This window comes from Aeromicrobium sp. A1-2 (assembly GCF_003443875.1).
Taxonomy (GTDB): domain Bacteria; phylum Actinomycetota; class Actinomycetes; order Propionibacteriales; family Nocardioidaceae; genus Aeromicrobium.
Map to the genome: position 1 here is coordinate 2809870 of NZ_CP027482.1, position 14767 is coordinate 2824636.

General features: G+C 69.1%; 17 protein-coding genes. 6 read left to right on the plus strand and 11 right to left on the minus strand.

All coding sequences use genetic code 11. The features are described from left to right. Window positions 1–6 precede the first annotated feature (6 nt). The 5 genes from C6I20_RS13785 to C6I20_RS13800 all read right to left on the minus strand — a co-directional run bounded on the left by C6I20_RS13785 (window position 7) and on the right by C6I20_RS13800 (window position 5159). Window positions 7–360: a sterol carrier family protein gene (locus C6I20_RS13785; protein ID WP_162891333.1), complete on the minus strand. Its 354-nt coding sequence runs from the start codon at window positions 358–360 to the stop codon at window positions 7–9. Continuing rightward, window positions 360–2630, minus strand: a complete 2271-nt coding sequence (gene purL / locus C6I20_RS13790) for a phosphoribosylformylglycinamidine synthase subunit PurL (protein ID WP_118396786.1) — start codon at window positions 2628–2630, stop codon at window positions 360–362. The genes C6I20_RS13785 and purL overlap by 1 nt, the downstream gene beginning before the upstream one ends. 49 nt (window positions 2631–2679) lie before the next feature. Further along, window positions 2680–3720 carry a tRNA-dihydrouridine synthase gene (locus C6I20_RS13795; RefSeq protein ID WP_254052144.1) on the minus strand — a complete coding sequence of 347 codons (1041 nt, stop codon included), beginning with the start codon at window positions 3718–3720 and terminating at the stop codon, window positions 2680–2682. Between the two features lie 72 nt (window positions 3721–3792). After that, window positions 3793–3945 (minus strand): hypothetical protein, encoded by a 153-nt coding sequence (locus C6I20_RS17170; RefSeq protein WP_162891334.1) that lies wholly within the window; start codon window positions 3943–3945, stop codon window positions 3793–3795. Next, a complete protein-coding gene (locus C6I20_RS13800; protein WP_118396790.1) occupies window positions 3942–5159 on the minus strand; it encodes an NAD(P)/FAD-dependent oxidoreductase in 1218 nt (405 codons plus the stop codon). The genes C6I20_RS17170 and C6I20_RS13800 overlap by 4 nt, the downstream gene beginning before the upstream one ends. A gap of 63 nt (window positions 5160–5222) precedes the next feature. Between C6I20_RS13800 and C6I20_RS13805 the strand changes: the two genes are divergently transcribed. Next, window positions 5223–5753 (plus strand): transcriptional regulator, encoded by a 531-nt coding sequence (locus C6I20_RS13805; RefSeq protein WP_118396792.1) that lies wholly within the window; start codon window positions 5223–5225, stop codon window positions 5751–5753. 34 nt (window positions 5754–5787) lie between these two features. On the opposite strand, the gene C6I20_RS13810 is transcribed toward C6I20_RS13805, so the two are convergent. Next, complete coding sequence (locus C6I20_RS13810) at window positions 5788–6504, minus strand: hypothetical protein (protein ID WP_118396794.1); 717 nt, start codon at window positions 6502–6504, stop codon at window positions 5788–5790. 98 nt (window positions 6505–6602) lie between these two features. Here C6I20_RS13810 and C6I20_RS13815 point away from each other — a divergent pair, with 98 nt between their 5' ends. From C6I20_RS13815 to C6I20_RS13825, 3 genes are read left to right on the plus strand one after another with little or no spacing between them, the layout of a single operon-like run. Further along, window positions 6603–7322 (plus strand): ABC transporter ATP-binding protein, encoded by a 720-nt coding sequence (locus tag C6I20_RS13815; protein WP_118396796.1) that lies wholly within the window; start codon window positions 6603–6605, stop codon window positions 7320–7322. Further along, entirely contained in the window at window positions 7319–8047 is a 729-nt protein-coding gene (locus C6I20_RS13820) for an ABC transporter permease (protein WP_118396800.1), read from the plus strand. Before C6I20_RS13815 ends, C6I20_RS13820 begins: the two co-directional genes overlap by 4 nt. Further along, window positions 8044–8637, plus strand: coding sequence for a TetR family transcriptional regulator (locus C6I20_RS13825; protein ID WP_118396803.1), 594 nt, complete (start codon window positions 8044–8046; stop codon window positions 8635–8637). The genes C6I20_RS13820 and C6I20_RS13825 overlap by 4 nt, the downstream gene beginning before the upstream one ends. A 21-nt stretch (window positions 8638–8658) precedes the next feature. Here the strand turns inward: C6I20_RS13825 and C6I20_RS13830 are convergent, their stop codons facing one another. Next, a complete protein-coding gene (locus C6I20_RS13830) occupies window positions 8659–9291 on the minus strand; it encodes a hypothetical protein (protein WP_118396806.1) in 633 nt (210 codons plus the stop codon). 73 nt (window positions 9292–9364) lie between these two features. On the opposite strand from C6I20_RS13830, the gene C6I20_RS13835 reads away from it, so the two are divergent. Beyond that, the gene (locus C6I20_RS13835) at window positions 9365–10192 is read left to right on the plus strand and encodes a DMT family transporter (RefSeq protein WP_118396809.1); all 828 of its coding nucleotides are present in this window, start codon (window positions 9365–9367) and stop codon (window positions 10190–10192) included. A 12-nt stretch (window positions 10193–10204) separates the two neighbouring features. Here C6I20_RS13835 and C6I20_RS13840 read toward each other — a convergent pair whose 3' ends face one another. The 3 genes from C6I20_RS13840 to C6I20_RS13850 are packed head-to-tail and all read right to left on the minus strand — an operon-like array spanning window position 10205 to window position 13367. Next, a complete protein-coding gene (locus C6I20_RS13840; RefSeq protein WP_118396812.1) occupies window positions 10205–11065 on the minus strand; it encodes an Fpg/Nei family DNA glycosylase in 861 nt (286 codons plus the stop codon). A gap of 3 nt (window positions 11066–11068) precedes the next feature. Further along, a complete protein-coding gene (locus C6I20_RS13845; protein ID WP_118398948.1) occupies window positions 11069–12136 on the minus strand; it encodes an alpha/beta fold hydrolase in 1068 nt (355 codons plus the stop codon). Window positions 12137–12185: 49 nt separating this feature from the next. Continuing rightward, window positions 12186–13367 (minus strand): Nramp family divalent metal transporter, encoded by a 1182-nt coding sequence (locus C6I20_RS13850; RefSeq protein ID WP_371682686.1) that lies wholly within the window; start codon window positions 13365–13367, stop codon window positions 12186–12188. A gap of 99 nt (window positions 13368–13466) precedes the next feature. Between C6I20_RS13850 and C6I20_RS13855 the strand changes: the two genes are divergently transcribed. Then, window positions 13467–13928 carry a hypothetical protein gene (locus C6I20_RS13855; protein ID WP_118396815.1) on the plus strand — a complete coding sequence of 154 codons (462 nt, stop codon included), beginning with the start codon at window positions 13467–13469 and terminating at the stop codon, window positions 13926–13928. Here the strand turns inward: C6I20_RS13855 and C6I20_RS13860 are convergent. Next, a complete protein-coding gene (locus C6I20_RS13860) occupies window positions 13925–14737 on the minus strand; it encodes a sulfurtransferase (protein WP_216822896.1) in 813 nt (270 codons plus the stop codon). The genes C6I20_RS13855 and C6I20_RS13860 overlap by 4 nt on opposite strands. Window positions 14738–14767: the final 30 nt, after the last annotated feature.

A 14767-nucleotide genomic window follows, 5' to 3' on the forward strand; every position in this document is an offset into this window, starting at 1 on the left:
GGTTCGTCAGGCCTGGTCGAGCGGCAGCAGCGGAGAAAGGTCCGAACGCTCCCCCGACGCTCGCACCACGGCATCGGTCCAAGCCAGCCGGCCGCGGCCGAGCGCGATCCAGGTCGGCGCATCCATCTCGACGACGGCCGGCGGCGTGCCACGGGTGTGCCGCGCCCCGGCGATGCACTGGACCGCCGCGAACGGCGGAATCCGCACCTCGACGCTCGCGCCGGGTGCCTTGTCGACCAGCAGCGCCACAAGGTGCATCGTGGCCGCCTTGAGATCGGCCCGCGCCGGCTCCCCGGCATCCAGCCGGTCGCAGATGCGGACGAACTCATCATGCGACAGCGGCGTTGGCCGGCGTGCCATCAGGCGACGTGGGCGCCCAGGACCGCCGGGATCGTCGCCTGCCAGCCGGCCTTGAGCTCATCGATCGAAAGGCTGAGCTGGCCGGCGACCTCGATCGTCGTGCCACCGGTGCGACCGACCGATGCCAGCTCGACGCCGTGCTTTTCGGCCAGCGCAACGAACTCGTCATGGCGGCCTTCGGTCACGACGACCATGGCACGGGCCGAGGACTCGCTGAACAGCTCGACGAACGGTTCGTCCAGGTCGACCGTGACGCCGATGCCGTGGCGGAACGACGCCTCCGCGAGGGCCATCGCCAGGCCACCGTCGGAGAGATCGTGCGCCGACTCCACGACACTGGTCTTGGCGGCCTCGACCATCAGGTCGGCCAGCGCACGTTCGGCGGCCAGGTCCACGACCGGAGGACGCCCGCCGAGGTGCTGGTGGACGACATCGGCCCAGGTCGAGCCCGACAGCTCGTCCCGCGTCTCGCCCAGGACCAGCACGTGGCTGCCCTCGGCCGAGAAGCCCTGGGTGATCCGCAGACGTACGTCGTCGATGACGCCCAGGACGCCGACGACCGGCGTGGGCAGGATCGGGGTCTCGCCGGTCTGGTTGTAGAACGAGACATTGCCGCCGGTGACCGGGATGCCGAGCACCTCGCACGCGTCCTTCAGCCCGTGGGTGGCTTGCTCGAACTGCCACATGACGTCGGGATTCTCCGGCGAGCCGAAGTTGAGGCAGTCGGTGACCGCGAGCGGGAGCGCACCCGTGATCGCCACGTTGCGGTACGACTCCACGAGCGCGAGCTGGGCACCGACGTAGGGATCGAGCTTGGCAAACCGGCCGTTGCAGTCGGTCGAGACCGCGACGCCAAGGTTGGTCTGGTCGTCGATGCGGATCACGCCGGCGTCCTCGGGCTGGGCCAGCACCGTGTTGCCCTGGACATATCGGTCGTACTGATCGGTGACCCACGACTTGTCGGCCATGTTGGGCGAGGTCACGATGGCGATCACCTGGTCCCGGAGCTGGTCACCCGAGGTCGGCCTCGGCAGCTGCTCAGCGGCATCGGCCTGGAGCGCGTCCTGCCACTGCGGGCGCGCGTAGGGGCGGTCATAGGTCGGCCCGTCGTGTGCGACCGAGCGCGGCGGGACGTCGACGACGGTCTCGCCGTGCCAGTCGATGACCAGGTGGTCGCCGTCGGTGACCTCGCCGACGACGACGGCCTCGACGTCCCACTTGGCACAGATCGCCATGAAGGCGTCGAGGTGGTGCGGCTCCACGACGGCCATCATGCGTTCCTGCGACTCGCTCATGAGGATCTCCTCGGGCGAGAGCGTCGAGTCGCGCAGGGGCACGGTGTCGAGCTCGACGTGCATGCCGCCATCACCCGCGGAGGCCAGCTCGCTGGTCGCGCACGAGAGTCCTGCGCCGCCAAGGTCCTGGATGCCGTTGACGACCTCGGCGCGGAACAGCTCGAGTGTGCACTCGATCAGCAGCTTCTCCATGAACGGATCGCCGACCTGGACGGCCGGGCGCTTCGACGGCCCCGTCGACTCAAAGGTCTCGGACGCCAGGACCGAGACGCCGCCGATGCCGTCACCGCCGGTGCGCGCCCCGTAGAGCACGACCTTGTTGCCGACACCACTCGCGAACGCCAGGTGCAGGTCCTCGTGGCGCAGCACGCCGACGCAGAGCGCATTGACCAGCGGGTTGCCGACGTAGGTCGGGTCGAACACGACCTCGCCGCCGATGTTGGGCAGGCCCAGCATGTTGCCGTAACCACCCACGCCGGCCACGATGCCGGGCATGACCCGACGGGTGTCCTCGGCGTCCAGCGGGCCGAAGCGCAGCGGGTCCATGACCGCGACCGGTCGAGCGCCCATCGCGAGGATGTCGCGCACGATGCCACCCACGCCCGTCGCGGCGCCCTGATAGGGCTCGACGTAGGACGGGTGGTTGTGAGACTCGACCTTGAACGTCACGGCATAGCCCTGACCGATGTCGATCACGCCAGCGTTCTCACCTATGCCGGCGAGGGTCTTGCCCAGCGGGGTCTCCTGGGGCAGGTCACCAAACTTCTTGAGGTGCACCTTGGACGACTTGTAGGAGCAGTGCTCGCTCCACATCACGGAGTACATCGCAAGCTCAGCACCGGTCGGGCGACGACCGAGGATCTCGCGGATGCTGGCGTACTCCTCCTCGCGGAGGCCGAGCTCAGCCCACGGCTGGGCCTGCTGCGGGGTGCGGGTGGCGTGGAGGACGGTGTCGAGCTGGCGGGCTGCAGTCACAGCCGAATCCTATCGGTCCCTCCCCACGCCTCCGAATCCGTGGTGGCAGTCAGCGCCAGGCGCCGCGGGTGTGCTGCGGCGGGTACGGCGCTTCACGGTGCGACACCCCCAGCTCGTGGGCCGCGCGCAGCGGCCATGCCGGCTCCCTGATCGCCGCGCGGGCCAGCATCACGATGTCGGCGTCACCATCGACCAGCACCTGCTCGGCCTGGGCCGGGTCGGTGATCAGCCCGACGGCGGCGACCGGCAGCCCACTCACGCTGCGCACCTCACGCGCGAACGGGACTTGGTAGCCCGGACCGATGTCGATCTTCTGGTGGGCCACCGCGCCACCCGACGACACGTCGAGCAGATCGACGTCGTGCTGCTTGAGCACCGACCCGAGCTGAGCGGTCTCCTCGACGGTCCACCCACCGTCGGCCCAGTCCGAGGCCGACAGACGGACGAACACCGGCTTGTCCCACACCGCTCGGACCGCGTCGACGATCTCGACGACGAGCCGGGTCCGGTTGGCGAAGGACCCGCCGTACCGGTCGGTGCGCTGGTTGGCCAACGGAGAGAGGAACTCGTGGATCAGGTAGCCGTGAGCTCCATGGATCTCGACGACGTCGAAACCGGCGGCGTCAGCCCGTACCGCAGCGTCGGCGAAGGCCTGCGGCAGAGCGGCAACCTCCTGGGTCGCCAGCGCACGCGGCACGTCAAGACCCTCGAAGGCCAGCGCTGAAGGTCCTACCGGCTCCCAGCCCCCGACCTCGGCCGGAGCCGTGCCGGAGCCCTCGCTGAACGGCGACCACGTCGAGCCCTTGCGGCCGGCGTGCGCCAGCTGGATCGCGGCGATCGTGCCCTGGCTGCGGACGAAGTCGGTGATGCGACGCCACGGCTCGATGTGCTCGTCCGACCAGATGCCGGTGTCCTCGGGGCTGATCCGGCCCTCCGGCACGACGGCGGTCGCCTCGGTCACGACCAAGCCAAAGCCACCCATCGCGTGCTGCCCGAGGTTGACCAGGTGCCAGTCCGTCGGCATCCCGTCCCGCTCGAAACATGAGTACTGGCACATCGCCGCGAGCCAGATGCGGTTGCGCGCGGTCATGCCACGCAGGGTCAGGGGTTCGAAGAGAGCGGGCACGTCGGGTGCAACCGGCCGGACACCCGCGTCATTCCGTCAGAGCGCACCCAGGCCGTAGCGGATCATGAAGTCACGCTCGGCGTCGCGACCGCCCTCGGGATCTGGCACCGGGTTGGTCTCCTGCGACGTCACGGTGTCCGCCAGGCGTACACGCCTGGGGAGCTGCTTGAAGCGGTCCGGCTCCGTCATCGGGTGACCTCCGTCAGCGGCACGCCGGGATCAGCCAGCCGCTCGCGATCCACGGCGCGCCCGACAAGCGCACGCAGCGCGTCGTTGACGTCCCACACGTTGACGTTCATGCCCGCCCGGACGACGTCTTGCGCCAACCAGAACGCGATGAACTCCCCCGAGGCCAGGTCTCCCCGGATCACCACGGCATCGTCCGCGGAGGCGCGGCCGACGTACTCCATCCCCAGGTCGTACTGATCGGTGAAGAAGTACGGTTGCCAGTCGTACGTCCCGTCCTTGTCCAGCAGCGCACGGCCTGCCAGCACGCCCTGCCGGATCGCGTTGTCCCAGTGCTCGACCCGCACCGTGCGGCCGAGCGCCGTGTTGAAGGCCATGGCAACGTCACCGGCGGCGAAGATCACCGGGTCGGACGTTCGCAGGTGCGCATCGACGCAGATCCCGCCATCGACCTCAAGACCGGCCGCCTCGGCAAGCTGCGTGTTAGGACTGATACCGACCGCGACGACCACGACGTCGGCCGGCAGCACCTCATCACCCACCTGGACGCCGCTGACCCGACCCGCGGAGCCGATCAGCGCCGTGACGGAGACCGACGTCCGCACGTCGACGCCATGGCTGCGGTGCAGGTCGGCGAAGTATCCGCCCAGCTCATCGCCGAGCACCCGTCCGAGCGGCACGGCGGCGAACTCGCACACCGTGACGCGGGCACCCGCGGCCCGCGCTGCGGCCGCGGTCTCCAGACCGATCCAGCCGCCGCCGATGATGACGACGTCACGCGCCGAGGTGAACGCCTCGCGAAGACGGGAGCTGTCCGCGATCGTCCGCAACGACAGCACGCCGTCCAGATCTGCACCCGGCAGGTCGAGTCGCCGAGGGCTCGCCCCGGTCGCGATCAGGAGCCGGTCGTACGGGACGACAACACCTGAGGACGACGTCACGGTACGGGCGTCGCGCTCGATCGATGCGGCGGCGTCACCGAACATCGTCGTCACGTCGTGCTCGTCGAGCCAGCCGGGCGGGTGGACGTACAGCTCCTCGGACGACTCGCTGCCCTGCAGATGGCCCTTGGACAGGGCCGGGCGCTCATATGGTCGTTCCGCTTCGTCGCCGATCAGGGTGATGCGACCGGTGAATCCCTCGGCGCGCACGGACTCGACGGCCTTGGCCGCCGCAAGTCCGGCACCGATCACGACGATCGATCCGTCAATCTCCATCTCGTCAATCTCCTACTTTCGGCTCATGGACGCAAGGATGCGAGCACCCGGAATGTAGCCAACGTGCGCGACGGGCTGATCGACACCGAGTTCGCCCGCCTCTCAGGACGCACCGGCCCCGGGGCAGGACGCCCCTCCAAGCTCTATCGCCGATCCGGTGACGACATCGCGGTCTCCCTGCCGGAGCGGGAGAACCAGTTCGCCGCGGCGCTGATGGCCGACGCGATCAGCGATTCCGCACGGACCGGCGCCCCCGTCATGGAGTCGCTGGCACGCATGGCCGCCACGCACGGGCGAGCTCTGGGGATCGCTGCCGGATCCGCTGGAGCACCTGCTGGAGCAGCCGCTCTGGACGTGGTCTGCGAGGTGCTTGCCGAGCACGGCTTCGAGCCGCGGGTCGACGCCGGTCAGGCTGTCCTCGCCAACTGCCCGTTCCACGCGCTCGCGACGACTCACACCGCGCTGGTCTGCGGCATGAACCTGGCCCTGATCGATGCCATGGTCGATGAGGTGGAACCCGGCGCCGTCGAGTGCCGCCTCGACCCCAGCCCCGGCCGTTGTTGCGTGACCCTCTCGGCCCTTCCCGAGCGCTGACGGGTGGCCGGAGGGCCGACTTGCGAACGTCGGATCAGATTGGTTCGGAGGGCTCCAGCACGGGCGGGCGGCGCCTTCCACCGGGCAGTCGTCCGGCGAGGGCGCCTAGCGGCTCGACCGCACCACTGAGGATGTTGACCGCGGAGTTCAGGCTGGGGATGGCGTGGCCCAGCGCCTCGAGCCGCGGGATGATGGCATCGAACGTCGTCCCGAGATCGATCAGTTGGTCGAGCGTCCCGCCGGGCGCCAACAGCTTCTCCAGGATCCCGTCCTCGGCAAGGAGCTGCTCGAGCAGTCCGCCCTCGGCAAGGACCCGGTCCAGGGCGCCCTCCTCGGCCAGCAGCCGGTCGAGGGCCCCGTCGGGGGCAAGGAACCGGTAGAGCGATCCCTCTTCGCTGAGCGCGCGGTCCAGCGGACCTCCCGCCTCGAGCAGCCGGACAAACGGTCCTTCCTCGTCGGCCATCCGGTCGAGCAGCCCGTCGCGAGCCAGCGCCCTGCCCAGCGGGCGATCGTCGGCCGTGAGGTCAGCCAACGTGTTGGCCAGCCCGATCGGTCCACGCTCGTCGGCGAGGATCCGACCAAGCTGCTCGAGCAAACCGTTCTCACCGAAGATCTGTGCCAGCCGGGTGCCGTATCCGCCCTCCCGCAGGATCGGGCCCTGCGGGGAGGCGAGCTGGCCGAGGCCGAGCGTCGCCTGGGTCGCAGCGATCGTCACGCGGAGGGGAAGCAATGCCAGTCCTCGGATGTCCATACGACGAAGCGTAGGACCTTGACATCACCAATGTCACGATCTGATGCGCAGACCATCCGCCATTGATCATCCGTGCCCCTCAGCCTAGTATTCAACACATGTTGAATAAGTCGGTCGTCGACGTTACCCACCTGTGCGTCGTCCGGGGCGCCACCACCGTGATCCCCGATCTCACGATCTCGGTCCCGCAGGGATCGATCACCGGGCTGCTCGGACCGAGCGGCTGCGGGAAGTCGACCCTGATCCGTGCCATCGTCGGGATCCAGATCATCAGGTCGGGGACCGTGACGGTGCTCGGTGGTCCGGCCGGTACCGCGGCTACCCGGCAACGGGTCGGATATGTGACCCAGGCCGGCTCGATCTATCCCGACCTGACTGTCGTGCAGAACCTTCACTACTTCGCAGCACTGGCCGGCGCAACGGACTCCGCAGTCCGTGAGGCCGTCTCCAACGTCGGCCTGGACGACAAGGCCTCCGCCCTGGTCGGCAATCTCTCCGGGGGACAGCGGACCCGAGTCTCGCTCGCCGCGACGCTGCTGGCTGATCCGGAGCTGTACCTGCTCGACGAGCCGACCGTCGGTCTTGATCCGGTGCTGCGTCGGGACCTCTGGCAGCTGTTCGACGACATCGCGGCAACTGGCAAGACCCTGCTCGTCTCGAGCCATGTCATGGACGAGGCCAGCAGGTGCGACCGCGTCCTGCTGATGCGGGAGGGACGGATCCTGGCCGACGCGACCCCCGACGAGCTCCGCGCTCAAACCGGCGAGGACGACCTGGAACAGGCGTTTCTCTCGCTGGCAGAAGGGACCGCGGCATGAGCCGCACGTTCGCCACCGCCCGCCGCGTCCTGCAACAGCTGAGCCACGACCCTCGCAGCATCGTGCTGATCGTGGTCCTGCCCTCGGTGCTCCTGCTGCTGTTCAAGTACGTCTACGACGGCAGCCCCGAAGTGTTCAACCGGATCGGGCCGCAGATGCTGGGCATCTTCCCGTTCATCATCATGTTTCTCGTGACCTCCGTGACGATGGTCCGGGAGCGGACCTCCGGCACGCTCGAGCGTCTGCTGACCACACCGATCCGCCGCGGCGAGCTGATCGGCGGGTACGCCCTGGCGTTCGGAGTCGCCGCGCTGGTGCAGGCCGTGGTCACGTCGGCCGTCTCGATCTGGCTGCTCCAGATGGACGTCAACTCTCCCTGGGCGGTCGTACTGTTCGCCGTGGCGGACGCTGTGCTGGGCACCGCGCTCGGCCTGCTGATGTCGGCGTTCGCCGTGACCGAGTTCCAAGCTGTCCAGTTCATGCCGCTCGTCGTGATCCCGCAGCTGCTGCTGTGCGGCCTGCTCACCCCTCGCGCCAGCATGCCGGACCCGCTCTACTGGCTCTCCAACGTGCTGCCCCTGAGCTATGCCGCCGACGCGTTCCGGGATCTCGGCCTCAGCGGAGACTTCACCTCAAACCTGTGGATCGACCTGATCGTCCTGGTCGGCTGCTGTGCCCTCGCCCTTGCTGGCGCGTCCCTGACGCTGCGGCGCAGGACGCCATGACCAGCGGGCGCGCCCGGGGCCGGCCGTCATCATCGGACGCAGCAGACCGTCGGGCCACGATCCTCGCGGCGGCTCGGTCCCAGTTCGCCGTCCGCGGCTTCGCCGGCACGTCGCTGCGGGCGATCGCCCGCGAGGCCGGCTGCGACGTCAGCCTGATCAGCCACTACTTCGGCGACAAGGCCGGGCTGCTCGTCGCCACGATGGAGCTGCCGGTCAACCCGATCGAGAAGATCGCCTCGGCCATCGCCGATGGCCCGGACGGGATGGCCGAGCGCCTTCTGAGCACATTCCTCCAGGCCTGGGACCCCCATCACGAGGTTTTCAGCGGGCTGGTCCGGACGACGCTGGGCTCCGGCGATGCCCAGGCCCCGATGCTGGAGCTGGCCCGCAACATCCTCGTGACCGCCCTGCTCGAGGTGCTCGAGGGGGACGACCGCGAGCCGCGGGCAGCGCTGCTCGCCAGCCAGCTCATCGGTATGGCGGTGATGAGATACGTCGTCAGGCTCGAGCCGCTCGCCAGCGCCCCGATCGACCAGGTCGTACGTCTGTACGCACCCGCGATGCAGGTGCTGATCGACCAGCGCCCATGACCGCCGCTCGACCAGGACAGGTCAGAGCGATCCGGCGATCGTCCCGATCAGGGCGAACAGTGCGACGACGACCGAGATCGGGATGAGCCAGAGTGCCGCGACGGCAATCGTCACGGTGGTGCCGATCTTGGGCGGCGCGAAGTACTTGGCGCGAGGCAGGTCCCCGATGCCGTCGATCCAGCGGCCGGTCATGGTCATACCGCCCCAGACGCCCCGGAGCCGATCGAACACCCGCCAACCATCCCCACCGGCAATCTGCGACAGCGCCCCACGGGTCTCGTCGATCCTGTCGCTGAGGCTGATCATGATGCCCAGCTCGGTCGCGAGCCGGTCGGGGTCGTCGGCCGCCCGGAGGATGGAGTGGCGACGGATCCAGAAGGCTCCGTTCACGACCGCCATCGCAAGGCCGGAGAGGATGAAGAAGGTGCCCACTCCCCCACCCGTGAGCAACCCCAGCGCAAGCGTCATCAGGATGAACGGCACCGATGCCCAGGCGAGCAGCGCCGTCGGGATCCGCAGCACGCGGACCGCGACCGTGATGACGCCCGCTGCTCGACGAGCGACGTCACCGGTCTGGTCGTCGACCCGCGACGCGAGGTTGCCGATCGATGCATTGGCCTGGGAACCGAGCGAGCGACCCTGACGAAACTTCATGTCTTCAGCGTACTGACCCGCTGAGAAGCCGACCGGGGCCGAGACCCGCGCGCATCGGTCCTAGGCTGCACTCGTGGCCATCGCTCTCTCGCTTCTTTCGGCCCTGTCCTACGGCATCTCTGACTTCCTCGGCGGCATCTTTGCCAAGCGCTCGTCGCCGTGGCAGGTGGCTGTCGTCGGCCAGACGTCGTCGGGAGTCATCAGTCTGTTGGCGGCCTTGGTCGTGGCTGGCGCACCCACCTCGACCGACATGGCGTACGGCGCTCTGGCCGGGCTTGGCGGCGGGTTCGGCGTCGCCTTCCTCTACCGCGGTCTGTCCACGGCCCGCATGGGCGTCGTGGCACCGTTGTCGGCGATCGGCACCGCACTCATCCCCGTGGCCGTGGGCCTGTCGACCGGCGATCGTCCCTCGCCACTAGCGCTGGTCGGGGTCGTCTGCGCCTTCCCGGCGATCGCGCTGATCTCCCGGGTCGTCGACGACAACCCCGCGCACCGGGGTGGGGTCATCGACGGCATCCTGGCCGGCATCGGCTTCGGCACACTGTTCACGTTCCTCGGCCAGGTCGGCGACGAAGCCGGCCTCTACCCACTTGCCCTGTCGCAGCTCACCTCGATCGGCGCGGTCATCGTAACTGCGACGGTCCTGCGCCAAGCCTGGGTGCCGCGGAGCCGTCGGGCGTGGGCCGCGGTCGTGATGGGCCCGCTCGGCGCAACCGCACAGGGCGCGTTCCTGTTCGCGACCCACCACGGCCTGCTGTCGATCGTGTCGGTCATCTCCTCGCTCTACCCGGCCAGCACGGTCCTGCTCGCGGCAGTGCTGCTCCGCGAGAAGATCCACCGCTGGCAGGGCGTCGGGCTGGCCTTTGCCGCACTCGCGGTCACCCTGGTCGCCGCCGGCTGAGGCCGGCAGCAGTCATTTCAAGAACTTGCTCGTCGCGCGATCCTTCAGCGGCTTGCCGCCGGTCTGGCAGGTCGGGCAGTACTGCAACGAGGAGTCAGCGTAGACGACCTCCAGCACGGTGTCGCCGCACACGGGGCAAGTGTCGCCGGCCCGGCCATGCACCCGCATCCGGGTGCGCTTGTCGTCCTTGAGCTCTGCGGCGGGCTTGCCCCGAGCCTCCTCGACCGCAGACCTCAGGATCTCCTGGACCGCGGCCTCGAGCCGGACGATCTCGGCGTCGTCGAGACTCTCAGCGATCGCGAACGGGGACAGTCTCGCGGCGTGCAGGATCTCGTCGCTGTACGCGTTGCCGACGCCCGCGACGATCTTCTGGTCACGCAGCAGGCGCTTGACCTGCATCCGCCGGGCCAGCAGCGGACGCAGCTCGAAGCCCGGCCCGAGCGGATCCGGCCCGAGCGCCGCGATACCCGGAACCTCCACGGGGTCACGTACGACGTACATCGCCAGGCCTTTGCGGGTCCCGGCCTCGGTGACGTCGAAGCCAACCGTCGGACCATCGCCCCGGTCGAGGCGCACGCGGGCCGCGATGTTGCTCGCGCCCAGCTTGAGCCTGGTGTCGGGCAGGTGGTCGGTCCAGCGCAGCCAACCGGCCTTGGCCAGGTGGACCACGACGTGGATGCCGTCGACGTCGATGTCGATGAACTTGCCGTGCCGGCTGACACCCGAGACGGTGAGTCCGGACAAGGACGTGACCGGCGGGTCGAAGGTCTTCAGCACCGCGAACGAGGCCAGCTCGACGCCCGCGACGACGGCGCCGGCGATCTCCTGGTCGAGGAACTCGACGAGGGCATTGACCTCGGGAAGCTCAGGCATGACTCAATGATCGTGCTTGGCGAAGAAGTTCTCCATAGCTGGCCACGTGGTTCTCCTCGCGGCGCGTCCGGTGAGCACCCCCAGGTGTCCCCCCGGAGCCTGCACGAGCTGCGCATCGGGTGAAGAGGTGACCAGGTCGAGGAGGTGCTCGACCGCGGCGTGTGGTGCGAGCGAGTCGTTCATCCCGGCGACGACGAGCACCGGGACGTCGACCGCAGCGAGGCGTACGGCGCGGCCGGCGAGCTCCATCGTGCCGGTCGCGAACTCATTGCTGCGCATCACGACGTGGTACAGCTGGCCGAACGTCCGGCCCGGATAGGCGTACATGTTCGACATGAACCGATCGACGGACTCCAGCTGCGCGAGGAAGTCCCGGTCATCGGCGTGCATCAGCATCGAGACCGGCTTGGTGAGGTACTTGTCGATGCTGGAGAGCTGGAAGCCCAACCGGGTCAAGGGCGCCGGGACGCCCCCCATCGCGCGGTACGCGGGTGCGATGAGGCGGCCACCGATCCGATCGATCGGGCGGGCCAGGGCCAGCAGCGGCACCTCACGCAGGTCGAACGGGCTCGCGACCGCGGTCGTCGACGCGAGTGGCAGCTCGGGGTGCGCGGCCGCCATGAACATCGTGAAGATGCCGCCGAGGCTCCAGCCGGCCATGTGCACCGCGTCGGCGCCCGAGTGCTCGACGGCGATCTCGACCGCCGCAGGCAGGACCGAGTCGACCCAGTGCTCGATGCCGAGCCCCCGGTGCGTGAAGCTCACCGGGCCGTAGTCGACCAGGTAGACCGGGCGACCCTGCTCGACGAAGTACTCGATCAGGCTGCAGCCCCGGCGCAGGTCGAAGGCGATCGCGGGCGCGGCCAGCGGCGGGACGAGCAGCAGCGGACTGCCCTGCGTGGGGACCCCGTCGGCCGCCGAGTAGCGGTACACCGTGAACGCCTCACGTCGCTCGACGATGTCACGAGGCATGAATCGCAGGTCTGCGATCGAGCGGCGCTGCACCTTGTCGGTGAGGTTGGTACGGACGGCGCCGAGATCGCGCGGGAACCTGATCGACGGGAGTGCCACGCCCCGAGTGTGGCAGACCACCCCGGTGTCCACCGGTCGATCTTGCAGGTCAGCCCGCGAACGTCAACCAGAGCAGCGAGACGTTGAGCGCAATCACGACCGCCGCGACCAGGCACGCGGCCGCGGTGGTCCGCCGCAGGTTGACGTGCTCCCCCATGACGTCCTTCCGAGCGGTCAGAACCACGAGCGGGACGAGCGCGAACGGGATGCCGATCGACAGGACCACCTGGGACAGCACCAGTGCTCGACTGGGCTCGGCCCCGAGCGCCAGCACGATCAGGGCGGGTATCAGGGTCACAACGCGTCGCACGAGCAGCGGCAGCCGGACGCCCAGCAGACCCTTCATGACCTCGGCGCCGGCGGCGCTGCCGACCGAGGTCGAGGCGAGTCCGGAGCCGAGCAATGCCACGGCGAACAGCAGCGCGACCCCGGCGCCGAGCTCGGACGTCACGACGGCGTGGACACCTTCCAACGTGTCGGTGCCCGGCAGACCGTCGAGGCTCGCGGCGGCCACGACCAGCAGCGACAGGTTGAGGATGCCCGCGAGGATCAGCGCGAGCGCAACGTCGGCGCGGGTCGCCGAGAGCAGCTGACGGACGCTCAGCCCCTCACCCCGGCTGCCAAGTCGATCAACCGTGAGGCTCGAGTGCAGGTAGATGACGTGCGGCATGACGGTCGCCCCGATGATGCCGGAGGCAAGCAGCAGGCTGTCGGTGCCCTCGAACATCGGCACGAGTCCCCCGGCCAGCGCGGCACCTTCGGGTGGATTGACGAACAATCCGGCCATGAAGCCCACCGCGATCAGCGCGAGGAAGCCGACGATGACGCGTTCGAGCGCCCGCTGCCCGCGCACGTCGCCGATGCGCAGCACGGCCATCGCGACGACCGCCGTGATGACGGCACCGAGCATGAGAGGCAGGTCGAACAGCAGGTAGAGCGCGATCGCCCCACCGACCACCTCAGCCAGGTCGGTCGCGATCGCGATCGCCTCGGCCTGCAGCCAGTAGACGATGCGTGGGCCGGTCGACAGCCGTTGGCCCATGTGCCCGGCCAGCGACCGGCCGGTGACCATGCCGAGCTTGGCCGACAGGTACTGCACCAGGACCGCCATGGCGTTCGCCATCACGACGACCCACACCAGCGTGTAGCCGAACCGCGATCCGGCGGTGACGTTGGTCGCGACATTGCCCGGGTCGACGTACGCCACGGCGGCGATGAAGGCAGGCCCCAGCAGGGAGACGCGCGGCATCTTCCCCTTCACGAGCATGACCACCAGCATTCCGTACCCCGGTCCGGCACGTCACACCCGTCGAGCGCCTAGGCTCCACGGGTGAACACCCGACTACGGCAGAAGCTCATCCGCAACTCCCTGCAGTTCATTCCCGAGGGCGATCACGTGCAGGCAGCGTTCGGTGCGACCGTGCGGCCGCAGATGCTGTTCCTCCCGGTTGTCGGCGTCTACATCCTGGTCGTGACGCAGCTTCCCGAGGCGCTGTTCCCCGACAACGCACCCGCCGCCATCGCGGTGGCCGCGGGCTTGAGCGCGGGCGTCGTGCTGTTCTGGTTGACGATCAACCCCTGGCGGATCGTGATCGCGACCGACCGCCGGATCCTCCTTCTGGATTGCCGCCGCTTCACCTCGTACAACCCGGTCAAAGTCATCCGCGAGGTCCCGAGGAACACCCGGATCACCGGACCGAAGGGCAAGGTCGAGGGCCTCGGTGAGCAGCTCTACGTGCCGGACCGCTTCAAGGCCGAGGTCGCCGCGGCCGACGCGGCGCTGCCTCACTAGCGTCCGGTCGCGACCGGCCGATCCTGGGTGCTCCACTGCGACCACGAGCCCGGATAGAGCGCCGCCTCGAATCCGGCGATGGCCAGCGCGGCGACCTGGTGGGCCGCAGTGACACCCGAACCACAGTAGGTAGCCACCTCGGACCCGTCGCGTACGCCGAGTGCCTCGAACCGCTCCCGCAGCTCCGCGGCTGGGCGGAACTGGCCCCGAGCGTCCAGGTTGTCGGTCGTCGGAGCGCTGACAGCCCCCGGGATGTGCCCCGCCTTTGGGTCGATCGGCTCGGTCTCGCCGCGATAGCGCTCCCCGGCTCGAGCATCGAGCAGCACGCCGACGAACCCGGCTGCCTCGTCGGCGTCGATCGTGGGCAGGGTTCCGGCGGCCAACGTGACGTTGCCACGATCTGGCGCGACGTCATCCGTCGCCAGGGCGCCGCCAGCAGCGGTCCAGGCAGCCAGCCCGCCGTCCAACAGACGTACGTCGGCGAGTCCCGCCCAGCGCAGGAGCCACCACGCGCGCGCCGCCGCGAGGTTGCCACTGTCGTCGTATGCCACGACGGTGTCGCCGGAGTTGACGCCCCACCGCCGGGCCGCGTCCTGCAGGTCCTCGACCCGTGGGAGCGGGTGGCGTCCGATGCCTGGCTCGCCGTGGGAGGCCAGCTCGGCTTCCAGCCCGACGAAGACCGCGCCCGGGATGTGGCCCGCGAGGTACTCCTCGCGTCCGGGTGGGCCACCGAGCTTCCAGCGGACGTCAATCAGCGCGACTCGCCCGGTCGTGGACGCGAGCTCGTCGGCACACATCAGGATGCTCACGGTGACAGATTAGGCCCGGACATGACGAAC